The organism is Terribacillus saccharophilus, assembly GCF_046592595.1.
Taxonomy (GTDB): Bacteria; Bacillota; Bacilli; order Bacillales; family Amphibacillaceae; genus Terribacillus; species Terribacillus saccharophilus_C.
Genome location: NZ_JAWVPF010000005.1, coordinates 205,887 through 228,474 on the forward strand (window position 1 = coordinate 205,887; position 22,588 = coordinate 228,474).

Here is a 22,588-nt window from a genome sequence, read left to right on the forward strand (position 1 = left end):
CTTTATCCTAGTTCAACTTCTTACGGGGTTTCCCTTATTCGCCGCTTCCCCCGTCCATCGAGAACGTACCATTATTATTGTGCAGGACCATGTCCAGCACTATCATGACTGCGATATAAGTAAGCAGATGCGTTTCATCTTCTATCTGTAGCTCATATGTGTCGCCCCAGGAAAACCACTTTTTCGTCACGTGCATCAGCGCACCGTTCTTATCTGTCAGCGTGTACTGGTGCGACCAAACGTCGCCATCCAGACTCCAGTTTTGTGGTTTCAAGGAAAAATTAGCTTTGAAGAAAGTGAAGTTCTTCGTCACTTCGGCCACCTGTTCACCATTTTCTTCGATGATATACCTTGGCTTCAAAAAGGCCAGCTGCTGCTTGATTTCAACAAGCGGCTGATCATTCAGATCGGTGATCGTCAGCCGGTCCTGCAATGAGAAAAGTTTGCTTCTGACACGGTAGACCTCCTGCTGTTCTGCATCGAATACCGAGAAGCTATCCTTGAAGCTGAATACTTTCTGTTTGATATAATACGTCCCCATAGCCGCACCTCCGCAAATTCTTTTATTCCCTTCATACGAAGATGCAGAGTCTTTTGTTCCACTTTCTAAATAAGTTCGGTTTTTTCTTTTGGCGCGACATGCGCTACACTCGCATACCGCCGGCGCAGTGCCATTTCACAGAACGAGATACCAAGCAGCGTCAGAACAATATAGCTGAATCCCATACCATACTTGCCGACCGATTCCCCCATGATGATGCCTCCTGCACCAATCAGCTTTCCGAATTGGAACACAAAGCCATGGAATGCCATGTACGTCCCGCGTTTCGTATCGTCAACCATATCCGCCAGCATGCTTTGCCTGGTAGGAACATACATCAGCTCCCCGAAGGATAGTATCAGCACTGCCACTGCCAATAGGAACGGACTGTTGCTGACAGCCATGATGGCGAATCCTGCACCGAAAAGAATAAAGCCTGTGTACATAACCAGACGTTCATTATGACCTTTGATCAACTTTGTGACTAGTCCGGTGAATAGTACAATCAGCAGTGTATTTTCCACAGTCAAGAGACTGACCAGCCGCAGCCCATCTACGGATAAACCGAATCCAAAAATAGACATGCTCATCTCTGCAATATCCTTCTCCATGCGAACCGTCAAATAATTGCTTCGCTGGAATTCAAGAGATAAGATGGCGATGCCGCTTAGTACAAACAGCAAAAAGGCTCTATCCTTGCCAACACTTCGATAACTTTGGAACAAAGATCTTAATCCGAGGTCCCTCTTCTCTCCAACAGCAGCACGCACTGTGTACGTTTCTTGAATGAATATAATTGTAATAGCCATAGTGATGACAGACATAACGACTAAACCGAGAAGCAACTGGAACATATAGTCCTGGAACAGCCAGCCGCCAATCGTCAGACCGATCATCATAGCCAGATTATTCGCCCAGTAGTTGATGGCGTACATATAAGCACGTGTCTCCTGCGTACTCACATCAATAAGCATCGCCTCCTGTGCTGGCATGATCATCCCGCTGGCAATACTGATCACCATCAGCATGGCAAAGGTTATGGAAGCGGAAGTAAAATTCGGTGTATTAGCCAATACCATCCCGATGAATGCTGCTGCTTTTGCCGCCTCTCCAAGCACCATCATCCGCTTCCTTCCGATTCGATCGGCTAAGTGCCCGCCATAAAGACTTGCCAGGAACTGAATAATGACGTTTATCATCATGAGTACCCCTGCAATCGCCGCATTCATTTCTTGTACAAAATAGACCGCCATAAATGGGAAGATCATGCTGCCAATCATGCGGCTCATAAATGAGGTGTAAATTCGTATTCTTATATTCGGATGCAGACTTCTGAACATTTCTGCTCCCCCTCTCTCTTTTTTCCATTATGTAGAAGTTAAAAAGAGGTAAAAAGTGTATAATTCCATTAAAGATGTCACCTTTTAGGAGGGGAGCACGTTGGATATTAGCTACTACCTAATACGAGCCCATTTATACGAGAAAGAAAAGGACGGTCAAGTATCGTGTACGCTGCAGGAAATCGAAGCTATCTGGCAATGTACAAGAAGGCATGTCATTCGCAAGCTGAAGAGGCTGGAGGAGCTCGGACAGCTCCGTTATCAACCTGGACGAGGCAGAGGCAAAACGTCCACACTTTCTTTTTCAAGCGATTTCCGTGAAGATGTCGAGGGATTTCTCAGATTCTGTATTCAGGAAGACAAGCCTACTATACTCTTCCAGCTCTTACAGCTGCCGATTCCCCGCCACTGGTATGCCCATATAACGGAGCTGGAGCAGCTTTTCGGCTACCAGCAGCAGGAAGGGCAAGATACACTTCGTACCGTTTTCAACCGGCCAATTACGACACTGGATCCCTGTGCAAGCTCCATTACCTTTGAAAGCCACCTGATTGAGCAGCTTAGCGACACACTCGTAATCTATGATCAGGAAACAGACAGCACGCACCCCCACCTTGCCCATCATTGGAAAACGAATGAAGACTGTACGGAATGGGTTTTCTACTTACGAAAAGGAGTCCTTTTTCATCATATGCGGGAGATGACCTCAGAGGATATAGCATACACAATCAGCCGTTTCAAAGCGGATTCACCTTATTATTGGCTAGTTAGCGATATAGAGCAGACAGAGGTGATCGATCGTTATATCATCCGGTTCCGTCTAGCCCGGCCAAATCCTTTTTTCCTTCGTTACGCGGCTAATGTAAGCATGGCCATCCTCCCCCGGGACGTACCGTTCGATGAGTATGAATGGGTTGCAACCGGACCTTATCAATTGAAGGAGAGAACAGAGCAAAAACTTGTACTCGAGGTTTTCCCTTCCTACTTTCATATGCGGCCTTTCCTGGATAGGGTCGAGATGTGGCGAATCAAGCCTGGTGAAAAGAAAGTGAATTACAGTCTGCCCGACCAGCAGGGGCCGACGCAATCTCATTATGAAGTCGAGCAAGGTTTCCGATTTCTTGCATTCAACTTTCATCGTGATTCTATCATCCAGGACAGATATTTCCGTGAAGCTATGTATCACTTAGTAGATACAGAAAGAATTTTTACGGAACTGAATCTCGAGCAGCTGTTTGGTAAACTGAAACATGCGAGCAGCTTCTTTCTTGAGAAGTCGGTTGCACCTGTGAAAAGTGAACAAAAACTGCTGGATGCGCTGAGAAAATCAGCTTACCAGGGTGAGTCATTGAAAGTTGGGGTTCTGCGTCATAAATCTGCCGGAATCCAGGCAGAATGGCTGGTACAAGAAGCGGCGAAGTATTGCATTTCCCTTGAATTATGTGAATATGAACTGGACAGTATTTATAACAAAAACGAGATGCTTGCATTCGACATGGCCTTCATGGGCGAAGTTGCCAATATCGATCGGGAGCTTTCCTTTATTGGCGCATTCAAAAATGAAGCATTGCTATTCCGAACTTACTTTGGACCACTTCACCTCGAAAAAATAGATACGTATTTAGAAGCTTTCAAAAACGGCAAAACAAAGCTGGAAAGATATAAGATTGCCGACAAAATCGAATCCTATCTTCACCAGGAACGACTGATCATTTTCCAGAACCACCCAACGAAAGAACGAACTCATACTGCTTTCTTGCAGGATTTTGAGCTGACAGGCTTCGGCCATCCGAATTTCCGCAAGCTGTGGATTGATAAATTGGCATAAAAAAAGCACCCGATGGGGTGCTTTTTACGGTTTCAATATGACCTTGATACAGCCATCTGTTTTTGTATCGAATTTTTCGTAGCCTTCTTTCGCTTGATCGAGCGGAAGGATATGTGTGATGATATCGGCCAAGTCTACCTTCCTATCCTGAAGCAGGCCATGTAAATACGGCATAGTGTGGATGACTGGAGCTTGTCCGCTTTTGATTGTAACATTGCGCTGGAAAATATCGCCGAAAGGAAACGCATTATAACGACCCCCGTATGCTCCTGTCACTTGGATATTGCCACCCTTGCGGACACATTGTGCCGCCATGACAAAGGCACCTAATGCACCGCCCTGGAGCTTCAGCCCGCTGCCGATGAATTCCATTGGTGTCATTTTCCCATCCATGCCGACTGCGTCGATGACCACGTCAGCTCCGCCTTTTGTTATTTCTTTGAGGTATTCGCCTGTATTCCCATGCTGCTCGAAATTTACTGTCTCTACATTATTGGTACGCTTCGCATGCTCAAGACGGTAATCGATGTAATCGACAGCAATGACGCGTTTCGCACCTTTCAGCCAAGCAAATTTTTGTGCGAGTAACCCGACTGGACCACATCCGAAAATGATGACTGTATCGCCAGGCTTCACGCCTCCATTGTCAACTGACCAGAAAGCTGTCGACCCTGCATCTGCCAGCATAATCAGCTGTTCATCCGCAACCTCGGAATTCTCCGGAATCTTGAAAGGTACAAAGTTCCCATAAGGTACCCGCATGTATTCCGCTTGTCCGCCCGGATAGCCGCCATTATTATCTGAGTATCCGAAATAGGCACCCATCTGACCATTTTTATTGCTGTTGTCACATTGGCTTTCCAGATCATGCTGACAGAAGAAGCACTCCCCGCAGCTCACATTGAACGGGATGACCACGCGGTCGCCTTTCTTCACCTTAGTTACGTCGGGACCGACTTCCTCAACGATTCCCATCGGCTCGTGACCGATAATATAGTTCTCCGGCATATTCGGAATCATCCCGTGTATCAAATGCAGATCAGAGCCGCAAATCGCTGTAGCAGTCAGCTTGACGATGATATCATCCGGTTTCTTGATCGAGGGTGCCTTCACTTCTTTTACACGAACACCTTTTATCCCTTGATACGTCACTGCCTTCATAGCTGATTCTCCTTCGATTCGGTATTGGTCGGCGTCGCAAACATACCGAGACGGTCGGTGTCATATTGGAATAAGTCCATACTGACCACATCAATAGCTGTATTTGCAGCCTTCCGGTCGAATGGATACTGGGATTTGGGGTCAGCCGGGAACAGCCAGTTGTGCTGTGCCATCAAGGCAGAAATGGCACCCTGCATGTCAATTGCCTCATCCAAATGGCGAACCAAGGTTTGTCGGAGCTCTGGATTTACTGCTTCCGTTATGGCAATTGCATAGTTGTTCACTGCTGATTTTGCAGTAATAAGCATCTCTGTACAAATGGCGGAATCCATCAGATCAGGCATGCCTTTGGCGTTTTCTGGATCTAGGTAGTCACGCATTTGCTTCACCTTCTTCCACAAGCTGGGATTTGCTGTACAGCTCCTCCAGTTCCCGGATTTGGCGTACAGAGGTTTCCACATCTTTCTCCATCAGCTGCTTGATTTTCTGATCAAACACAACACCTTGCAGGAACTTCGCTTTCATAACTGACGTAGTCTTGAAGTTCAGCAACTCATGAACTTCCATCGTTTCATGCGGGGCCAATTGTTGATTATCATTCATCGTCCATCCTCCTTATCTTGTTTCAGCTTGTCCCCGGGACACAATTTTATGTATGTATAAAGCAGCCAGTTTCTCACAAGATAGTGTTAAAAGAGGAGGCACATCCGTATGCATCAATCCGGTATCCACGAAACAATGGAAGCAATGGAGCTTTTGAATACAGCTTGTCTTTCGCTGACAAAGTCTTCAGGTATGCGATTCTTGGCTAAGGACGATGGACTCAAAACGCTGCTGACAGCCCAAGCGGATGCAGACAAACGTCATATCCATATGCTGCAGCGCTTTCTGAACCAGGAGGAACAGCATGGATAAGCTTATTGAAATTTTAGGATCAGCCCGGGAAATAACAGATCAAGTCATTGTTACAGATTTACTGGTCACTGTTAAAACCGGCATTATCAACACCGCGAAGGCTATAATTGAAACGGGCAATGAACAGCTGCGCACTGATCTGAAGTCCAAGCTGCATGAACACATCGAACAGCATGAACGGATCTTCAGCTATATGATGGAGCATGGCTATTACTTCCCGCAAACACCTGAACAGCAGCTTCATGTATTGAATGAAACTGCTGAAACAGTGCTGACACTGAATAAGGACTAAACAGAAAGCACGGGCCCCACGCTCGTGCTTTCTGCTTTGTAAGCTGTTCTTTTGCTTTCTATTCTTTCACCTACGTATAATAATCCGTAGAGCATGTAAGTCGCATGACGAACTAGGAGGCTATTATGAACGACTTCATCAATCAATTGCACAATCACCGTTCCGTACGGACATTCACTGATAAACAACTGACACAAGAGCAGCTTGATGCCATCATGGGCGCTGCTATCCAAGCTCCGAACTGGATCAACGGCCAGCAGGTTTCTGTTGTCGTTGTTACTGACAAAGAAAGAAAACGCCAGTTAGCGGAGCTTTCCGGTAATCAGAAACATATTGATGACGCAGCTGCTTTTCTTGTTTTCTGCATGGATTACAGCCGTGCCAAGCATATAACGGACTTACATGATAAGAAACTGGAAGTTGTGAGCGATATCGAGGCCGTACTAGTAGGCTCTACTGATGTCGGCATTGCACTTGGTACTGCTGTTGCTGCAGCAGAATCCATGGGAATTGGCACCGTACCGATTGGCGGCGTCCGCAGAAGCCCAGCAGAAATCTCAGAGCTGCTTGAACTGCCAGAGCTTGCATTCCCAATTTCTGGTTTAGCCATCGGCTATCCAGCTGATCCGCTGCCAGCACAAAGCCCGCGGATTCCAATGGAAGCTTTCTATCATAAAGAAACATATGTACAAAACCAGCAGGAAGCTGTCGAAGAAATGGACAAAAGACAGCAAGACGCCATCAAAGCCCAAACAGGCGAAACAAAAGCTCACCCTTGGTCGGAAAGAATTGCAGCTTTCTATTTCGAACGGTATAAAGAATACGGAAAAGTGACAGACGTTCTGAAAAAGAATGGATTCGATTATAAATAATAAGAAGCAAGCAGAAAGGAAGTATGATGGATGACCAGAACACCTTTATCGGTTTTGGATTTATCACCTGTACCAGACAATAAAACACCAAAAGAAGCTTTCGAGAACAGCAAACAGCTGATTCAGCACACAGAAAAATTAGGCTATAACCGTTACTGGGTTGCGGAGCATCACAATATGCCGAGCATCGCCAGCTCTGCAACTTCTGTATTGATCGGTTATCTAGCTGGCCATAGCTCTACTATCCGTGTCGGCTCCGGCGGCGTGATGCTGCCGAATCACTCTCCGCTAGTTGTAGCAGAGCAATTCGGTACATTGGCAACAATGTATCCAGACCGAATCGATCTTGGATTAGGACGTGCACCTGGTACAGACTATATGACAAGCCGTGCTCTGCGCCGTGATGCCCACACAGCCGCGGAAAGATTCCCAGATGATGTTCAGGAATTGCTGCAATATCTTGGTGATGACAACTTGCCAATCAAAGCACACCCAGGTCATGGAACGCACGTACCGGTTTATTTGCTAGGTTCCAGCACATTCAGCGCACAGCTTGCTGCGATGCTTGGTTTGCCATTTGCGTTCGCCAGCCACTTCGCACCGGGAGAGCTGCACAATGCATTGCGTTTATACCGTGAACGATTCCAGCCTTCTGTTTATCTGGACAAACCGTATGCAATGGTCACGGTGAATGGTATCGTTGCGGATACAAATGAAGAAGCAGAATTCCTCTCCACGACATTGAAGCTTAAATTCCTAAGCATCATCCGTGGCCGCTCCGGATCCTCCACTGCCCCAGTCGAGAGCATGGATCATATCTGGAATGAGCACGAAAAACTGCATGTCACAAACACATTGACTTACTCCTTCGTCGGAGATAAAGAAAAAGTAGCCAGTGAATTGGAAGCCTTCCATGCGAAAACGCAGTTTGATGAACTCATTGTTTCTGCAGACATTTATGACCAAGAAAAACGCAGAAACAGCTATACATTGCTTTCCGAGCTTTGGAAGTGACCGTGAAAAAAGAACCTCACACAGAGGTTCTTTTTTTATGTAGAAACCGATTGATATCTCGCTTAATGCTGGCTTGCTTCAGCGTTTTTTTGCCGTTTCAAGTATAGGAGATCAGCAATATTGTCATAGGAAAGCTGCATATAGGATTCGCCTTACTTCCTATTGCACAATAAAAGAGACCGCTGAATCAGCGGCCTCCCTTAAGGTTTTTTAGTTATAAACTTCTTCAACTGGCGTTTCTCCAGCAAGCAAGGATACAATCTTTCCTTTTGCTTTCTCATTGCCGATTGCTGCGACAATTGCACGCGCCACATCTTCTCGAGGAATCTGCGTTGTTTTAAATTCGGATGGGTCTGTGGTAACTTTGCCAGTTCCTGCTTCATCGGACAATCCACCTGGACGCAGAATCGTATAGTTCAGCTCGCTGCCTTGAACGATTTGATCCGCATAATGCTTCGCGATGTAATACGGCTTCATGCTTTCGCTCCACTCTTCCGGAGAATCAGCGTGAATGGCACTCACCATAATGAATTGCTTCGCTCCAATTGCTTCAGCGGCTTTCACTGATTTAGCAGCTCCGTCTAAATCGATAGCTAACGTCTTATCCGCTCCCGTGCTGCCGCCAGAACCTGCTGTGAATACGACAATATCTGATCCTTGTATAGCGTCTGTGATCACGTCTACATTATCTTCCAAGTTCAAGAAGACCGGTTTTACACCTTTCTCTTCAAAATACCCGAATTGCTCTTCCTTTCGCAAACCGACGGATACTTCATGCTCCTTCTTCTCGTTCAGGACGTTGACTAGGTTTTTCCCTACTTTACCGTTTGCTCCAATAATGAATACTTTGCTCATGTTAATCCCCTCATTTCTACTTATTTTAAAAAGCTATCGTAATCCGTACGTTCATTTTGGACACCAATCCATTTTGTTTCCGTGAATTCTTCCAATGCCCACTTACCGTTGAAACGGCCTAGACCGGATTGCTTCACACCACCGAATGGCGCTTGCGGTTCATCATTGATGCTTTGATCGTTGACATGAATCATGCCTGTTTCAATTCGTTTTGCAATTAATTCACCATGTCCGACTGTAGAATGCACTGCACCGGAAAGACCATATGGATGTTCATTGGCCATACCTACTGCTTCGTCTTCCGTTTCGAATGTAATGATTGGTGCGATTGGTCCGAATATCTCTTCGGCTGCGAGCGGTGACTGGTTATCTACTTGATTGACGACTGTAGGCTCTAACACATTGTCATGGAAGCTGCCGCCTGTAAGAACATTTGCACCAGCGTCGATTGCGCGCTGCAGCTGCTCTTTTATGCTGTCCACTTGCTGCTCATTTATAATCGGACCTACCTGTGTGTTTTTATCTGCAGGGTCACCATAACGCAGTTCTTTGACTTTTTCAACGAACTTGCTTGTGAATTCCTCTGCTACAGATGACTGGACAAGTATGCGGTTCAGCGCGATGCAAACCTGTCCTTGGTGATAGAACTTACCATAAACAGCAGATTCCACTGCCGCATCGATATTAGCATCGTCCATTACGATCAGTACGTTGTTACCGCCAAGTTCCAATGCTGTGCTTTTTAATTCTCCTGCAGCAAGGGAAGCGATATGCTTACCGACTCCAGTAGATCCTGTAAAGGAAATCAGTCGCGGAATTGGATGCTTCACAAAAGGATCGCCAATTTCGGAACTCTTACCGCTGACAAGGTTGATCAGACCTTTTGGCGCGCCCGCTTCTTCGAATAATGCCGCCACAAGCGAACCTGCTGTCACAGTCGTATCCTTGGAGGGTTTGATCACGACCCCGTTGCCTGTTGCCAGTGCCGCGGCAACAGAACGCATCGTCAAATGCAGCGGGAAGTTCCATGGACTGATAACCCCCACAACGCCAAGCGGTTCCTGATAAACTTTATTCACCTTGCCGGGTACATGAGAAAGAAACACTTCCCCCTTCATCCGATTTGGATAAGAAGCAGCTTCCTTCATGAAATTAACTGCAGTTGTAATCTCACCGACAGCTTTTCGGTACGTACTGCCAGCTTCTTTGATCAGCCATTCGATAAATAGTTCTTTCTCTTGTTCAATGATCTGGATTGCCTTCTCGATCAGCTCCCGCTTCACTTGGGGAGGCTGATTAGCCCATTCCTTCTGCGCTCGCGCCGCTGCTTTGTAGGCTTCATCCACATCTTCTTCGTTCGCCCCTTGGATCGTAAGCAGTGTTTCCCCCGTATACGGATTGGTATTTTCGAATGTTTCTTCACTATTTCCTTTTCGCCATTCTCCATTTATATAAAGTAAATCAAACTGCTTTTGCAAGATAACGCCTCCTTAGGATTTGTCTCGACTTAGAGACAATTCCCCCTTTGAATGAGATTAAACAAACTGTCTGTGAAACGTCTTCTCCTTTTCTCAGCGTTTTCTAATTTTCACTTCATGTTGCTCTAAGATGAGTTGGATATAGTAGTACCATAACAACGAACAAGGAGATGGATATTATGAAAAGAAAAAATTTACTAGCAAGCGGTTTGGCGATTACATTGGCAGCGGGACTCGGCTTCGGTTTCCAGCATGTAAGTGCGGACGACGACAAGGTACCTGCTGAGACGAAAGTGAATTTGAACCAAGCGATTGACAATGCAAGCAAAGAACAAGCGGGAACAGTGACTAGTGTAGAGCTTGATACCGCGCGGAATGGGCAGGCTTATTACGAAGTGGATGTAAACGACGATAAGGCAGAATACGATGTTCGCGTGAATGCCGATGACGGAACTGTCGAAACAAGAAAAGATAACGACGACGATGATGATGATAACCAAGTATCCCAGCCTAAAGTGGACATCAAAACTGCGGCTGAAACAGCAATGGCACAAGAAAAAGGTGCTGTACTGACTGATATCTCCTTGGATGAAGATGACGGCAGACTGGAATATGATGTGGAGCTTCGTACCGACAAGGATGAAATCGAAGTGACTGTTGATGCAGAATCCGGCGAAGTAACATATACAGAAAAAGAATCCATCGATGATGATGGTGATGATGACTAAGATTGAATCGAGTCTCCTACTGGAGACTCTTTTTTATGTTTCAGATTTTCCAAACGGGTTATTAATTAGGAGAATAGTTATCCGAAAGGAGCAATCAACTCATGAGCGAAAATATTCAAGATAAAGTTGTCATTATTACAGGTGCATCCAGCGGTATTGGAGAAGCAACAGCTAAAGAATTGGCGCAGCATGGTGCTAAGGTTGTCCTTGCTGCCCGACGGGAAGAACGTTTGCAAGAGTTGGCAGAATCCATCAAGCAGGATGGCGGAGAAGCTATTTATCAAGTAACTGATGTGACGAAGCAGGAAGAGGTTGAACAGCTAGCCCAGCTGGCTCTGGAAACGTACGGTCAAATCGATGCCATCTTCAACAATGCCGGTTTGATGCCGCTATCCTTCTTGCATAAAAGGCAAATTTCCGAATGGGATACAATGGTAGACGTTAATATCAAAGGTGTCTTATACGGCATTGCCGCTGTGCTGCCGCATATGCGTGAGCGCAAGCAGGGCCATATCATCAATACATCCTCTGTTGCGGGGCATAAATCCGGTCCGGGAACTGCTGTTTACTCTGGAACAAAATTCGCTGTACGCGCTATTACAGAAGGCTTGCGTCAGGAAGAAGCGGAAAACAATATCCGCACAACCATCATCTCTCCAGGGGCCATCAAAACCGAGCTTCCGGATAGTATCACAGATGATGAAATCCGCGAAAGCATGGGCGAAACATTAGGAGCAGCCGTTACACCTGATAGTATTGCCCGAGCAGTCCGTTATGCTTTGAGTGAGCCGGATGATGTCGCAGTCAATGAACTGCTGATTCGTCCGACGAAACAAAAAGGCTGATAATAAAATAACAGCACCTCTCCGGATGAGCCGGTGAGGTGCTGTTTTGTTAATCGCTCAAATTAGCACCATTCGTTTCGATGACTTTTTTGTACCAATAGAAGCTGCTCTTTCTTATTCGCTTAAGAGAGCCATTTCCATCGTTATCTTTATCGACGTAGATATAGCCGTATCGTTTCTTCATTTCTCCTGTACTGGCGCTGACAAGATCGATTGGACCCCAGCTGGTATAGCCAAGGATTTCGACGCCGTCTTCCATTGCTTCACCCATTTGTTCCAGGTGCTTTTGCAGATAGTCAATGCGGTACGAGTCCTCTACTTGACCCTCTTCATTGACTGTATCGACTGCGCCTAGTCCATTCTCTACAACAAACAACGGTTTCTGATATCGATCATAAAGCTGATTCGCTGTAATGCGGAAGCCTGTCGGATCAATTGTCCATCCCCACTCCGATTTTGGCAGATACGGATTTTCTACAGAACCAAATACATTCCCCGCTGTCGTTTTACCGAGTACTTCCGGATCTGTACTCGTCGTACGGCTGGCATAATAACTGAACCCGATATAATCGACCGTATTGCGAAGGATCTCCTCATCTTCTGGTTCCATCTGGATATCGATATTATTGTCCTTGAAAAAGCGCTTCGCATATCCAGGGTAAGCTCCGCGAGCCTGGACATCGATAAAGAAGAAGGAGTCTCTGTCTCGATCCATCGCATCCAGATAATCAGCTGGATTTGCCGAATACGGATAAGTCGTACCTGCTGCCAGCATACAGCCGATTTTGGCATCTGGAATGATGTCGTGACATAACTTCACGGCCAATGCACTGGCCACTAACTGATGATGTGCTGCTTGGTATTGAATTTGCTTTCTGTCATCCCCTTCTGAAAAGACAAGACCTGCTCCGACAAACGGCAGATGCAAAAGCATATTGATTTCGTTGAAGGTCATCCAATACTTCACTTTATCTTTGTATCTTGTAAATATTGTTTTTGCGTATTTTTCAAAGAAGGTTACAAGCTTACGGTTCCGCCAACTGCCATACTCTTGGACAAGATATACTGGCACATCGAAATGCGCCATCGTTACAACTGGCTCGATCCCATGCTTCCGCAATTCATCGAACAAATTATCATAGAATTGCAGCCCTTCTTCATTTGTTTGTTCTTCATCCCCCTGCGGGAAAATGCGGGCCCAGGCAATCGAGACTCGTAATGCTTTGAATCCCATCTCTGCAAATAACGCAATATCCTCTTTGTAGCTATGATAGAAATCAATCGCTTCATGCGATGGATAATACGCTCCTGCAACCGGCTCGAGTGTTTCAATATTGCCTTGCATAATGGAAAATCTGTCTGCTCCAATCGGCAGCAAATCGACTGTCGTCAACCCTTTACCATCTTCTAGATAGGCACCTTCCACTTGATTGGCAGCGACAGCGCCGCCCCATAAAAATCCTTTAGGAAAAACACTCATATACTCTACTCCCCTCTCTCTTTCTATCTACTGATCAAGCATGTTATATATTCAGGGTAAGCAGCGGCTCTCCCCATTTCACTTGCTTCTCCTCTGTTGCTGCCACTAAATTGTATGCCTTTACATCCGTAACAACAACTGGTGTCGTAATATCAAAGCCGGCATTCTGGATACTATCCAAATCAAACTCTATGAGCAGCTGGCCTTTTTCTACGCGATCTCCTTGTTTTACTTGGGCCTCAAAGAACTGGCCGTCCAACTGAACTGTATCCATCCCGATGTGGACCAGAATTTCAGCCCCATTATCCGTTGTAATTCCGATGGCATGTTTTGTTGGGAATAAAACCGACACAACGCCAGATGCAGGGGCATACAGTTTTCCTTCAGATGGAATGATTGCCACACCCTTGCCGAGAGCACCCGTAGCAAATGCTTCATCCTTGATTTCAGATAAAGGAACGATTGCACCTTGGAATGGGCTTGCAATCACGTCATTCCCAATAGCTAGTTTCTCTTCTTTTTGAACTGGCGTTGATGGCTCTTGTACTGTATCAGGTTTGTTGTTTTCCTTCGTGAATCCGAATAGCATTGTCAGTACGAATGCACTCGCAAACGCTACTCCTATTGAGATGAATGATCCCCAGAATCCCAAATCAAAACCATTTGGACCGATGAATGTAGGGATTTGGAAGATCCCAAGTCCTCCTGTCATATATCCAGTTGTTTTTGTTATACCTAAAACCGCTCCGCCTAAAGCTCCACCGATACAGCTTATGATGAATGGGCGTTTAAGCGGCAATGTGATACCGTAAATCGCAGGCTCCGTCACACCAAAAATTCCAGAGATAAAGGCAGGAATGCTTAATGTTTTAAGTTTTTTCTGCTTGATGCGGATCCAAACAGCCAGTACTGCACCAATCTGGGCGAAGGAAGCAGCAAAGACAAGTGCTAACACAGGGTCTCCTCCGTATACAGAAAGGTTATTGATTGAAATCGGTACTAGTCCCCAATGCAATCCAAAGATGACGAAGATTTGCCAGAAGGCACCAAGGAACAAACCAGCAATAATTGGACTCAGATCATAAATGCTGAGTGTCGCCTGACCGATAAGCTGTCCTGCCCATGTGGCAATTGGACCAATAAGCAAGAATGTCAGCGGCACAATTACAAGCAGGGTCAAAAATGGTACAACAAAGGTTTTAATGACATCAGGTACAATCTTAGCGAAGCCTTTTTCAATTTTTGCTGCAAAGAACGTCGCCAATATAATCGGAATGACAGAGGATGAATACGTCATCAAGATTACCGGTATCCCTAAGAAAGTAATATGCACAGGTGATTCAAATAGGGTACCACTGAATAATGTGTACAACGGATCACCTGCTGTAAGACCTGCTAATGTCGGATAAACAAGTGCTGCTCCGATAGCCATTCCGATAAAATGACTGCCGCCGAACTTTTTCATCGCGGTATAGCCTAAGAATATCGGGAAGAAATAAAACAAGGAATCGCCAATAGCATTAAGGATCTGATAGGTTCCTGACTCTTGTTCAATCCATCCAAAGGCAAGAAACATTGCATTGAAACCTTTGATCATACCCGTCGCAGCTAATACACCGAGTACGGGCGTGAATATACTAGAAATAATATCGATAAACTTATTGAAAGGATTCGTGTCCTTGTTATCATCCTGTGACGCTTGCTCATTACCAGTAAAACCACCAACATGCGCTACCGCCTTATATACATCCGGTACATGGTTGCCGATGACAACTTGATACTGTCCGCCGCTCTTCAGAACGGTAACGACATCGTCCATGCTCTTCAGTGCTTCGGTATTTGCTTTATTTTCATCCTTCAATTTGAAGCGCAAACGAGTAATACAATGGACAACACTGTTGACATTTTCGCGGCCGCCGACTTGCTCGATGATGTCTTTGGCCAGTTGCTCATACTTCATCTTAATCCCACCTTTTATTTGGAATTTGGCAAATAAAAAACCTGATCAGGTTGGCGCACGAAATCGTGCAGCCAAGCTAATCAGGTTATGCCCTATTAAGGTAACATTCCTTCGAAGGATATTCAGCTGATAAGTAAAATTTATCATCTTAATCCTGAAATGTCAACGCTTACATTTACAATTTATTTACCTTTTTATTTTTGATGACTGTTTTGTCAGACGGTGTATATGAACAGTCAGATACAATTGTTCATCCTGCGTAAGCCCCGAATTATACTTTTCTTTTAAATAAACATCCATTCTCTCGGTACATTGAAATGCATGCTTGTACTTCAGACGCACTTGATCATAAAGGAATGATTCAGCCAGTTCAGGTAATCTTTCATTTCGCAGAAACCGCACAGCGAAGAAGCGTAAGTGTGTCAGGAAACGCTCATAATTAATCGAGTTCTCATCCACATTTCCCTTCAAGTGATAGGTAACAATATTCAGCAAGTTGCTAACTATTTCCGTTACTTGAACAGCTGTCAGCATGTGCTCGCCTGTCAGCTGACTATTTACCAAATGCAACGCGATGGATGCAGCTTCATCTTCTCCTAAATGATAACCTGTATCCTCTTCGATAATGTCCAGCGCTCTCCATGCAATCTTAAATTCTTGCTTATAATATTTTCGTATTTCCCAAACAAGCGGGTTCTTCAGGGTAATACCTTGTTTCTCTCTGCTGATGGCAAAACTAAGATGATCAGTCAATGCAACATAAAGGTATTCATCCAAGTCATACGGGAGATGACCGCGTGCATATTCCACTATTTTGGCGGCGATAGAAAGATAAAAGGGAGAAACATCCCGCAGAAGAGTCTCAAGTTTATCGGCCACACCTGATTTTTCCAAGATGAATTTCTTCTCAATTTGAGATACATCTATCGGATCTCCAATCTTCTTCTTGAAAGCCAAGCCTTTTCCCATCACGACCAGTTCCTGATTTTTATCATTCCTTGTAACCACAACACTATTGTTCAGGATCTTTTCTATCTTCATTGATTTCCCCCTCTTCCTTAACAGAATCAAAAAAACCCAAATTCACACATAGCAGCTGGCTGCTTGTGTAAATTCAGGTTTTGCCCGCAATGCGGTAACAATCCTCGTTCATTTGTAAACGCTTTATATAGAAAATATCATAACGGATATTTGCTGTCAATCTGACTAGCAAAGCACACATTTCACTTTCTTTAGTTTAACTATCAATTATTTTAATTATAAAATGGGAATTACAAGCCAATTAATCGCTTTCCTCCTCAGCAGACAGGTATAATCGAAGCTGGTATAGAAATCTACTATTAGATATTTACATATACAGAAGGGATGTAAGAGGATGAGTAATCTAAGAGAAGATGCACTGAAAATACACCGTGAAAATAAAGGGAAATTGACAATGAAGTCGAAGATCCCTGTCCGTAATGCAACGGATTTGAGTCTTGCTTATTCTCCTGGTGTAGCGGAGCCTTGTAAAGAGATCCACCAAAACAAGGATGACGTCTACGAATACACGATGAAAGGCAACATGGTTGCGGTTGTCAGTGACGGCTCAGCCGTACTTGGCCTTGGAAACATCGGTCCGGAAGCATCTCTGCCGGTAATGGAAGGAAAATCTGTCCTATTCCAAAGCTTCGCAGGTGTGGACAGCTTCCCTATCGTACTCGATACAAACGATGTGGACGAAATCGTCCGCACTGTTAAGTTAATGGCACCAACATTTGGCGGTGTGAACTTGGAGGATATTTCCGCTCCTCGCTGCTTCGAAATCGAAGAGCGTTTAAAAGCAGAAACTGACATTCCAGTATTCCACGATGATCAGCACGGTACTGCAATCGTAACGGTTGCTGGTTTGCTGAACGCATTGAAATTGGTTGGCAAAAGCTTCGATAACATCAAAGTTGTAGCGAACGGCGCTGGCGCTGCTGGTATCGCAATCATCGAATTGCTTCATAGCCTTGGCGTAAACAACGTTATCATGTGTGATTCCAAAGGTATGATCTACGAAGGTCGTCCAGAGGGCATGAACAAAATGAAAGACCGTGTAGCGAAAATCACGAACCGCGACCGTCAGGAAGGCAGCCTGTCCGATGCGATCAAGGATGCTGACGTGTTCATCGGTGTATCTTTGGCTAACCTATTGTCCAAAGATGATGTACGCACAATGGCGAAGGATCCAATCATCTTCGCAATGGCAAACCCTGATCCGGAAATCCTGCCTGACGATGCAAAAGAAGCAGGTGCCCGCGTAATCGGTACAGGCCGCTCCGACTTCCCGAACCAGGTGAACAACGTCCTTGCTTTCCCTGGTATCTTCCGTGGTGCCCTGGATGTTCGCGCAACTGGCATTAACGAAGAAATGAAGATTGCAGCTGCTAGAGCGATCGCTGAATTGATCGACGAAAGCGACTTGAACGAAGACTACGTTATCCCGGCTCCATTCGATCCACGCGTTGCACCAGCTGTTGCCAAAGCAGTAGCGAAAGCGGCGATGGATACTGGCGTCAACCGTATCACTGTTGATCCAGAAGAAATAGCTGAGAAAACACGTCAGCTTACAATCATCGACGAAGACTAAACACAAAAAAGAGGAATCCTATGGGATTCCTCTTTTTTATTTTACTTATCCAAGTTCAATACAGTCAGTTTCTCTCTTGTCATAGAGAGGATGCTGTTTGCAATACCTTGTGTTCCCATACCTGAACCTTTTACTCCAAGGAACGGGAAGTGGTCAGGACCACGCTCTGTGCGTCCGTTGATCTGGACAGCACCTGTTTCCAATTCGTTTGCAATATAGAAGGCTTTATCCACATCACGTGTGAAGATGCTTGCCTGCAAGCCGTACTCGGATTTATTTGCAATCTCGATTGCTTCTTCATCGGAACCAACGCGGATGACAGGCAATACCGGACCGAATGGTTCTACCCATGCAACATCCATATCCTCGGTTACATGATCAAGCAATGTCGGATGAATCAGGTTGCCTTCACGTTTGTTACCTGCAAGAAGTGTAGCGCCTTTTTCCAACGCATCATCGATCAGCGCTTGCACGCCATCCGCTGATTTGCTATCAATCAATGGCACAACTGTGTTGCCGTCTTCTGGAGAACCAACAGCCAGCTTCTCTACTTCAGCCTGCAATTTCGCAACCAATTCATTTGCCACATTATCATGGACAAGTACGCGTTTGATTGCCGTACAGCGCTGGCCTGAATAAGAATAAGCTCCGCTGATGATATTCTTCACAGCTTTATCAAGATCCGCATCTTCGCGGACGATACCAGGATCTTTACCGCCAAGCTCAAGAACGACAGGCTTCATACCAGCTACTTTTGCCAGATTCTCACCTGTTTTCGTTCCTCCAGTGAAGGAAACCATGCTAATATCTTTATGCTCCACAAGGAAGTCACCGATGACAGAACCGCGGCCAGTGACAATATTGACGACGCCCGCTGGGAAGCCAGCTCGGTCGAATGCCTCCATCATCTTGATACCGCTCAAAGCGCCTTGCGTTGCAGGCTTGAAGATGACCGTATTACCGGAAATAAGTGCTGGAGCCAGTTTGGATGCTGATAGGTTTACTGGATAATTGAAAGGCGCAATTGCAAGAACGACACCTAATGGTACCCTGTCCACGATACCAACCTTGGAGCTGGAACCACCCGGGAAACGATCGCCTCTCATGCTTTCGCCATTGGTATGCAATGCTTCTTGCGCAGTATAACGGATATAATCATATGTCCGCTGCACTTCGCTTTTAGCATCTTTCAGGCTCTTACCGACTTCAAGCATCATTGTTTGCGCTAGTTCATCCTGCATAGCAAGCAGTTCATCAGCCCATTTGTAGAGCAAATCCGCTTTCTCCTGCAAGGAAACCTTTGCCCAAGCTTTTTGTGCTTGCTTCGCAGATTGAATTGCTGCTGCTGCCTCTTCTTGAGACAATGCCTGCACAGTACCAACGACGCCCTCTTTGTACGGAGACATGATTTCCACTACATTCCCGGTGGTGCTTTCTTTCCATTCGCCATTCACGTAATAACGTTGCGCTGTTAATGTTGACTCCATTACTTTTTCCTCCTCGTGTTACAGTTAGTTTATTTAATTAAAAAACTTAAAAAAGTTTCTGACACTCATTCTACTACTAACATTTTTATAATGGAATCATTTTGCTCAAAAAAAATAATTAAATTTTTTCCATAATATCAAGGTTTCTAAGTATATAACATATGAGATTAGTATGTCATTTTTATTATCCAAATTACTTCCACGCCAAAATAAAACCTATAAATTTTAGTTAAAAATGCGCACTTTTTTAATTAAAAAAAGAGGTGCATTAATTGCTCCTCTTCTCTTCTCGGCATAGATCATCGATATATTCAGTTAGTAGTTCTGCAGCATACTCGCCTGAAAAATTCTCTGAATCAATAAAACGGTGAAAAGCCAATCCGTCAATCAGAGCATATAATTTATCCGTTTCCTTCCGCAAATCCTTCTCTTCTTTCATGTATCCACTTTCTAATAAGTATATCAACACACGCTGCACAGTCTCCCGGATACCATCTGTTTGACGGAAAGTGTCCCCTTGCTTGTATTTGAAATGCAGCGTAAACATAAACCACACTTGCATCTCCGCCATTGTTTCCTTATTGATTGGGATAAGCTCCAGCAAAACTTTTGTAACAAGCTCTTTTGGCTGCAGTATCTGTTGAATCACTTGCATGATCCTGGCTTCACAGCGCGTTTTCACAAGTTCCATCGCATATTGAAGCAGTTCTTCCTGTGTCGTGAAATAATGACGCAACGCACCAAGTGACAGATTAGCTTCCTTGGCTATATTCCGGACAGAGGCTGCCTCCATCCCGCCATCCATGATGACCTTCCACGTTGCTTTGGCTATATCTTGCTTTCTTGCTTCATGATCTATTTTTTTTGGCATAGCTTTACTGTAGCAAAAAGCTCATTTGAAATCAATTTATATAATACACTTGTATCACAAAGACTTCCGTGCTAGCATAATAATACAACTGTACTATAAAAAGGAGATGAAAAATGAACAGCATCATTGTTTTAATCATTCTGTGCGAAGTCGGTTTTTGGGTTTTTATTGCTGCTGGTCTGATATCCCGCTATGTGCTTAAGCTCCCTAAAGTCGGTATGGCCCTGCTCGGAGCAACCCCATTGATAGACCTGATCCTACTTATAGCTACCGGCTTTGATCTTGCACGCGGATCAACAGCGACTGTTCCCCATGCCATTGCCGCCATCTATATCGGTGTTAGTCTAGCGTATGGCAAATCGATGATACGCTGGGCTGATCAGCGCTTCGCCTATTACATTGCAAAACAAGGCGAAAAACCGAAGAAACTCTATGGAAGAGAGCACGCCAGGAAGGAAGCAAAGGGCTGGCTGCAGCACTTGCTTGCCTATATCATCGGCGCTGGTCTGCTGCTGGCTGTCATCTATTGGATCAATGATGCGGGTCGTACAGAAGCACTCGCTAATGTTCTGCGTATCTGGTCAATCATACTTGGCATCGACTTTCTTATCAGCTTCAGCTATACCCTATTCCCGAAAAAAGAGAAGCATGCCGGATCTTGAAGCGGCATGCTTCTCTTTTTAGAAGTCTTCTTTCTTTGATCTTTCATTCGCTCTGTTCATGATGAAATAACAAATAACAAGAAGCAGTATCGCACCACAGTAATACAATGTATAAAGCGCACTCTCATGATAAACGACGATCAGACGAATCAGCGCAGTAATACCGATATAAAGAAAATACCGGATCGGAAAATGATAATCCTCCTGGAAATACTTTACGATCATGGCGATAAACTCAAAATACAAGAAGAATACAAGGATATTATTTAAAAACTCCAATCGGGACGTATTGCCTTCATTGAACAAAGAGTTGGAAATAATATCAACCAATTCCTTCACTAGCAAAATGGAAATTGCGATAGCCAACAGAATCAAGGCTATATTCAATACGTACTGCAGGACTGTCGCAATGGTCGCCTTTGTCCGTTTTTTCTTTGTGTGTGTTTGGGTCCGCATAGCTTCACCTCTAAATTGTACTATTCCCTACCTTTTTACTATATAAGCTGTATCTATGTCTTTTGAACAAGCCACTCCTGAAAGAGCATATGTCAATTGAAGCTCTGTACGCAGATCCTCGATCACGCGGTTCACCCCAGCTTGTCCGCCAGCTGCGAGCCCATACACATAAGGCCGGCCTATCAAAACACAGTCCGCTCCCAAAGCAATTGCTTTAAATACATCTGACCCGCTTCGCACACCGCCATCCATCAATACTGGCACTGCTCCATTTACTGTTGTTGCGATGGCAGGCAGTGCACGCAAGGAAGCTATGGCACTATCAAGCTGCCTTCCGCCATGGTTTGACACAACGATTGCGTCCATTCCTAATTCAACTGCCTGCTTAGCATCTGCTGGGTGCAAGATACCTTTCACAACAATTGGTAAACTTGTCTGTTCCCGCAGGAAAAGTAAATCATCCCATGAAAGATTTGGATGATGAATGTTCTCCAGTATCGCTTCTCTTATATACTCTTCTGTAAGCTGTGGTACCATTTCCTGAAAAACAGGATCAGTTATGTAATTGGCTGCTCCTTTCAACAGCTTCAGCGGCGAATATCCATTACGGTAATCTCGTTTGCGCCAACCCAAAAGCCCTGTATCGACTGTGACTACAATTGCCTTATAGCCCGCTGTTTCTGCGCGTTTCGCCATACTGGCGGTTAAATCGCGATTTTTGGACCAGTATAATTGAAACCATTTCACTGCTTCCGGTGCTGCCGCAGCAATCTCTTCCATTGAAGCGGATGTAACCGTGCTTGCAACAAACGGAATACCCGCAGCTGCTGCAGCTCTAACACTGCCAAGCTCTTTCTCCGAATGAAAAATTCCTTGGAACCCTACCGGTGCCAGCATCACTGGCATACTTTGCACCTGACCGAACAGCTGGATACAAGTGTCCACATTCGAAACATCCCGCAGTACCCGCGGCAAGATGTCGTAATCGCCGAATGCTTCCCGATTCTGTTTGAGTGTTATTTCATCTCCGGCTCCACTCTGCAAGAACCCAAAAGGACCAGCTGGCAGAATTTCTCGAGCCCTCTCTTCCCATTCCGCTGCAAATAACGGATAATCACTTATTTTTTCTCCGATTCTTGTAAAAACATTTCCCATTTCTTGACCCCCATTCCTTTCAATGTAATATTAA

General features: G+C 45.0%; 23 protein-coding genes. 9 read left to right on the forward strand and 14 right to left on the reverse strand.

Annotation, left to right across the window (positions count from 1 at the left end):
- Nucleotides 1–34: 34 nt before the first annotated feature.
- Both SFC25_RS10320 and SFC25_RS10325 read right to left on the reverse strand, forming a co-directional pair.
- On the reverse strand, nucleotides 35–541 hold the full coding sequence (locus SFC25_RS10320) for an LURP-one-related/scramblase family protein (RefSeq protein WP_411215185.1): 507 nt from the start codon (nucleotides 539–541) through the stop codon (nucleotides 35–37).
- A gap of 65 nt (nucleotides 542–606) precedes the next feature.
- Nucleotides 607–1,881 (reverse strand): MDR family MFS transporter, encoded by a 1,275-nt coding sequence (locus SFC25_RS10325; protein WP_411215186.1) that lies wholly within the window; start codon nucleotides 1,879–1,881, stop codon nucleotides 607–609.
- Nucleotides 1,882–1,981: 100 nt separating this feature from the next.
- Here SFC25_RS10325 and SFC25_RS10330 point away from each other — a divergent pair, with 100 nt between their 5' ends.
- A complete protein-coding gene (locus SFC25_RS10330) occupies nucleotides 1,982–3,709 on the forward strand; it encodes an ABC transporter substrate-binding protein (RefSeq protein WP_411215187.1) in 1,728 nt (575 codons plus the stop codon).
- A 24-nt stretch (nucleotides 3,710–3,733) separates the two neighbouring features.
- Here SFC25_RS10330 and SFC25_RS10335 read toward each other — a convergent pair whose 3' ends face one another.
- From SFC25_RS10335 to SFC25_RS10345, 3 genes are read right to left on the reverse strand one after another with little or no spacing between them, the layout of a single operon-like run.
- Nucleotides 3,734–4,870, reverse strand: a complete 1,137-nt coding sequence (locus SFC25_RS10335; protein ID WP_411215188.1) for a zinc-dependent alcohol dehydrogenase — start codon at nucleotides 4,868–4,870, stop codon at nucleotides 3,734–3,736.
- Nucleotides 4,867–5,250, reverse strand: a complete 384-nt coding sequence (locus SFC25_RS10340; protein ID WP_411215189.1) for a spore coat protein — start codon at nucleotides 5,248–5,250, stop codon at nucleotides 4,867–4,869. The genes SFC25_RS10335 and SFC25_RS10340 overlap by 4 nt, the downstream gene beginning before the upstream one ends.
- Nucleotides 5,243–5,473 carry a spore coat protein gene (locus SFC25_RS10345; protein ID WP_411215190.1) on the reverse strand — a complete coding sequence of 77 codons (231 nt, stop codon included), beginning with the start codon at nucleotides 5,471–5,473 and terminating at the stop codon, nucleotides 5,243–5,245. The genes SFC25_RS10340 and SFC25_RS10345 overlap by 8 nt, the downstream gene beginning before the upstream one ends.
- Before the next feature lie 108 nt (nucleotides 5,474–5,581).
- On the opposite strand from SFC25_RS10345, the gene SFC25_RS10350 reads away from it, so the two are divergent.
- The 4 genes from SFC25_RS10350 to SFC25_RS10365 all read left to right on the forward strand — a co-directional run bounded on the left by SFC25_RS10350 (nucleotide 5,582) and on the right by SFC25_RS10365 (nucleotide 7,963).
- Nucleotides 5,582–5,785 (forward strand): hypothetical protein, encoded by a 204-nt coding sequence (locus SFC25_RS10350; RefSeq protein WP_095223869.1) that lies wholly within the window; start codon nucleotides 5,582–5,584, stop codon nucleotides 5,783–5,785.
- Entirely contained in the window at nucleotides 5,778–6,077 is a 300-nt protein-coding gene (locus tag SFC25_RS10355) for a spore coat protein (RefSeq protein WP_411215191.1), read from the forward strand. Before SFC25_RS10350 ends, SFC25_RS10355 begins: the two co-directional genes overlap by 8 nt.
- Before the next feature lie 125 nt (nucleotides 6,078–6,202).
- The gene (locus tag SFC25_RS10360) at nucleotides 6,203–6,949 is read left to right on the forward strand and encodes an NADPH-dependent oxidoreductase (RefSeq protein WP_411215192.1); all 747 of its coding nucleotides are present in this window, start codon (nucleotides 6,203–6,205) and stop codon (nucleotides 6,947–6,949) included.
- Between the two features lie 30 nt (nucleotides 6,950–6,979).
- Nucleotides 6,980–7,963: an LLM class flavin-dependent oxidoreductase gene (locus SFC25_RS10365; RefSeq protein WP_411215193.1), complete on the forward strand. Its 984-nt coding sequence runs from the start codon at nucleotides 6,980–6,982 to the stop codon at nucleotides 7,961–7,963.
- Nucleotides 7,964–8,173: 210 nt separating this feature from the next.
- Here SFC25_RS10365 and SFC25_RS10370 read toward each other — a convergent pair whose 3' ends face one another.
- Nucleotides 8,174–8,818 (reverse strand): SDR family oxidoreductase, encoded by a 645-nt coding sequence (locus tag SFC25_RS10370; protein WP_411215194.1) that lies wholly within the window; start codon nucleotides 8,816–8,818, stop codon nucleotides 8,174–8,176.
- A 20-nt stretch (nucleotides 8,819–8,838) separates the two neighbouring features.
- Nucleotides 8,839–10,296, reverse strand: a complete 1,458-nt coding sequence (locus SFC25_RS10375; RefSeq protein ID WP_411215195.1) for an aldehyde dehydrogenase family protein — start codon at nucleotides 10,294–10,296, stop codon at nucleotides 8,839–8,841.
- Between the two features lie 179 nt (nucleotides 10,297–10,475).
- Here SFC25_RS10375 and SFC25_RS10380 point away from each other — a divergent pair, with 179 nt between their 5' ends.
- Together SFC25_RS10380 and SFC25_RS10385 are read left to right on the forward strand one after the other, a co-directional pair.
- Entirely contained in the window at nucleotides 10,476–11,024 is a 549-nt protein-coding gene (locus SFC25_RS10380; protein ID WP_411215196.1) for a PepSY domain-containing protein, read from the forward strand.
- A 101-nt stretch (nucleotides 11,025–11,125) separates the two neighbouring features.
- On the forward strand, nucleotides 11,126–11,869 hold the full coding sequence (locus tag SFC25_RS10385) for an SDR family oxidoreductase (RefSeq protein ID WP_411215197.1): 744 nt from the start codon (nucleotides 11,126–11,128) through the stop codon (nucleotides 11,867–11,869).
- Nucleotides 11,870–11,918: 49 nt separating this feature from the next.
- Here SFC25_RS10385 and SFC25_RS10390 read toward each other — a convergent pair whose 3' ends face one another.
- The 3 genes from SFC25_RS10390 to licT all read right to left on the reverse strand — a co-directional run bounded on the left by SFC25_RS10390 (nucleotide 11,919) and on the right by licT (nucleotide 16,350).
- Nucleotides 11,919–13,349, reverse strand: a complete 1,431-nt coding sequence (locus SFC25_RS10390) for a 6-phospho-beta-glucosidase (RefSeq protein ID WP_411215198.1) — start codon at nucleotides 13,347–13,349, stop codon at nucleotides 11,919–11,921.
- A gap of 43 nt (nucleotides 13,350–13,392) precedes the next feature.
- Nucleotides 13,393–15,309, reverse strand: a complete 1,917-nt coding sequence (locus SFC25_RS10395) for a beta-glucoside-specific PTS transporter subunit IIABC (RefSeq protein ID WP_411215199.1) — start codon at nucleotides 15,307–15,309, stop codon at nucleotides 13,393–13,395.
- Nucleotides 15,310–15,495: 186 nt separating this feature from the next.
- Complete coding sequence (licT, locus tag SFC25_RS10400; protein WP_411215200.1) at nucleotides 15,496–16,350, reverse strand: BglG family transcription antiterminator LicT; 855 nt, start codon at nucleotides 16,348–16,350, stop codon at nucleotides 15,496–15,498.
- A 334-nt stretch (nucleotides 16,351–16,684) separates the two neighbouring features.
- Here licT and ystJ point away from each other — a divergent pair, with 334 nt between their 5' ends.
- Nucleotides 16,685–17,923, forward strand: coding sequence for an NADP-dependent malic enzyme (ystJ, locus tag SFC25_RS10405; RefSeq protein WP_411215201.1), 1,239 nt, complete (start codon nucleotides 16,685–16,687; stop codon nucleotides 17,921–17,923).
- Between the two features lie 41 nt (nucleotides 17,924–17,964).
- Here ystJ and SFC25_RS10410 read toward each other — a convergent pair whose 3' ends face one another.
- Together SFC25_RS10410 and SFC25_RS10415 are read right to left on the reverse strand one after the other, a co-directional pair.
- Nucleotides 17,965–19,410 (reverse strand): NADP-dependent glyceraldehyde-3-phosphate dehydrogenase, encoded by a 1,446-nt coding sequence (locus tag SFC25_RS10410; RefSeq protein WP_411215202.1) that lies wholly within the window; start codon nucleotides 19,408–19,410, stop codon nucleotides 17,965–17,967.
- A 268-nt stretch (nucleotides 19,411–19,678) separates the two neighbouring features.
- Entirely contained in the window at nucleotides 19,679–20,281 is a 603-nt protein-coding gene (locus tag SFC25_RS10415; protein WP_411215203.1) for a TetR/AcrR family transcriptional regulator, read from the reverse strand.
- 113 nt (nucleotides 20,282–20,394) lie between these two features.
- On the opposite strand from SFC25_RS10415, the gene SFC25_RS10420 reads away from it, so the two are divergent.
- Nucleotides 20,395–20,943: a hypothetical protein gene (locus SFC25_RS10420; RefSeq protein WP_411215204.1), complete on the forward strand. Its 549-nt coding sequence runs from the start codon at nucleotides 20,395–20,397 to the stop codon at nucleotides 20,941–20,943.
- A gap of 18 nt (nucleotides 20,944–20,961) precedes the next feature.
- Here the strand turns inward: SFC25_RS10420 and psiE are convergent, their stop codons facing one another.
- Both psiE and SFC25_RS10430 read right to left on the reverse strand, forming a co-directional pair.
- Nucleotides 20,962–21,399 (reverse strand): phosphate-starvation-inducible protein PsiE, encoded by a 438-nt coding sequence (gene psiE, locus SFC25_RS10425; RefSeq protein ID WP_411215205.1) that lies wholly within the window; start codon nucleotides 21,397–21,399, stop codon nucleotides 20,962–20,964.
- A 27-nt stretch (nucleotides 21,400–21,426) separates the two neighbouring features.
- The gene (locus tag SFC25_RS10430; protein ID WP_411215206.1) at nucleotides 21,427–22,554 is read right to left on the reverse strand and encodes an alpha-hydroxy acid oxidase; all 1,128 of its coding nucleotides are present in this window, start codon (nucleotides 22,552–22,554) and stop codon (nucleotides 21,427–21,429) included.
- Nucleotides 22,555–22,588 lie beyond the last annotated feature (34 nt).

Bases quoted from the DNA above. Each gene is read 5' to 3' on its own strand.
- SFC25_RS10385 (WP_411215197.1), top strand. From the start codon at position 11,126: ATGAGCGAAAATATTCAAGATAAAGTTGTCATTATTACAGGTGCATCC.
- SFC25_RS10430 (WP_411215206.1), bottom strand. From the start codon at position 22,554: ATGGGAAATGTTTTTACAAGAATCGGAGAAAAAATAAGTGATTATCCG.
- SFC25_RS10320 (WP_411215185.1), bottom strand. From the start codon at position 541: ATGGGGACGTATTATATCAAACAGAAAGTATTCAGCTTCAAGGATAGC.
- SFC25_RS10370 (WP_411215194.1), bottom strand. From the start codon at position 8,818: ATGAGCAAAGTATTCATTATTGGAGCAAACGGTAAAGTAGGGAAAAAC.
- SFC25_RS10345 (WP_411215190.1), bottom strand. From the start codon at position 5,473: ATGAATGATAATCAACAATTGGCCCCGCATGAAACGATGGAAGTTCAT.
- SFC25_RS10380 (WP_411215196.1), top strand. From the start codon at position 10,476: ATGAAAAGAAAAAATTTACTAGCAAGCGGTTTGGCGATTACATTGGCA.
- SFC25_RS10365 (WP_411215193.1), top strand. From the start codon at position 6,980: ATGACCAGAACACCTTTATCGGTTTTGGATTTATCACCTGTACCAGAC.
- SFC25_RS10395 (WP_411215199.1), bottom strand. From the start codon at position 15,309: ATGAAGTATGAGCAACTGGCCAAAGACATCATCGAGCAAGTCGGCGGC.
- licT (WP_411215200.1), bottom strand. From the start codon at position 16,350: ATGAAGATAGAAAAGATCCTGAACAATAGTGTTGTGGTTACAAGGAAT.
- SFC25_RS10325 (WP_411215186.1), bottom strand. From the start codon at position 1,881: ATGTTCAGAAGTCTGCATCCGAATATAAGAATACGAATTTACACCTCA.
- SFC25_RS10415 (WP_411215203.1), bottom strand. From the start codon at position 20,281: ATGCCAAAAAAAATAGATCATGAAGCAAGAAAGCAAGATATAGCCAAA.
- SFC25_RS10360 (WP_411215192.1), top strand. From the start codon at position 6,203: ATGAACGACTTCATCAATCAATTGCACAATCACCGTTCCGTACGGACA.
- SFC25_RS10420 (WP_411215204.1), top strand. From the start codon at position 20,395: ATGAACAGCATCATTGTTTTAATCATTCTGTGCGAAGTCGGTTTTTGG.
- SFC25_RS10350 (WP_095223869.1), top strand. From the start codon at position 5,582: ATGCATCAATCCGGTATCCACGAAACAATGGAAGCAATGGAGCTTTTG.
- SFC25_RS10335 (WP_411215188.1), bottom strand. From the start codon at position 4,870: ATGAAGGCAGTGACGTATCAAGGGATAAAAGGTGTTCGTGTAAAAGAA.
- ystJ (WP_411215201.1), top strand. From the start codon at position 16,685: ATGAGTAATCTAAGAGAAGATGCACTGAAAATACACCGTGAAAATAAA.
- SFC25_RS10355 (WP_411215191.1), top strand. From the start codon at position 5,778: ATGGATAAGCTTATTGAAATTTTAGGATCAGCCCGGGAAATAACAGAT.
- SFC25_RS10340 (WP_411215189.1), bottom strand. From the start codon at position 5,250: ATGCGTGACTACCTAGATCCAGAAAACGCCAAAGGCATGCCTGATCTG.
- SFC25_RS10390 (WP_411215198.1), bottom strand. From the start codon at position 13,349: ATGAGTGTTTTTCCTAAAGGATTTTTATGGGGCGGCGCTGTCGCTGCC.
- psiE (WP_411215205.1), bottom strand. From the start codon at position 21,399: ATGCGGACCCAAACACACACAAAGAAAAAACGGACAAAGGCGACCATT.
- SFC25_RS10410 (WP_411215202.1), bottom strand. From the start codon at position 19,410: ATGGAGTCAACATTAACAGCGCAACGTTATTACGTGAATGGCGAATGG.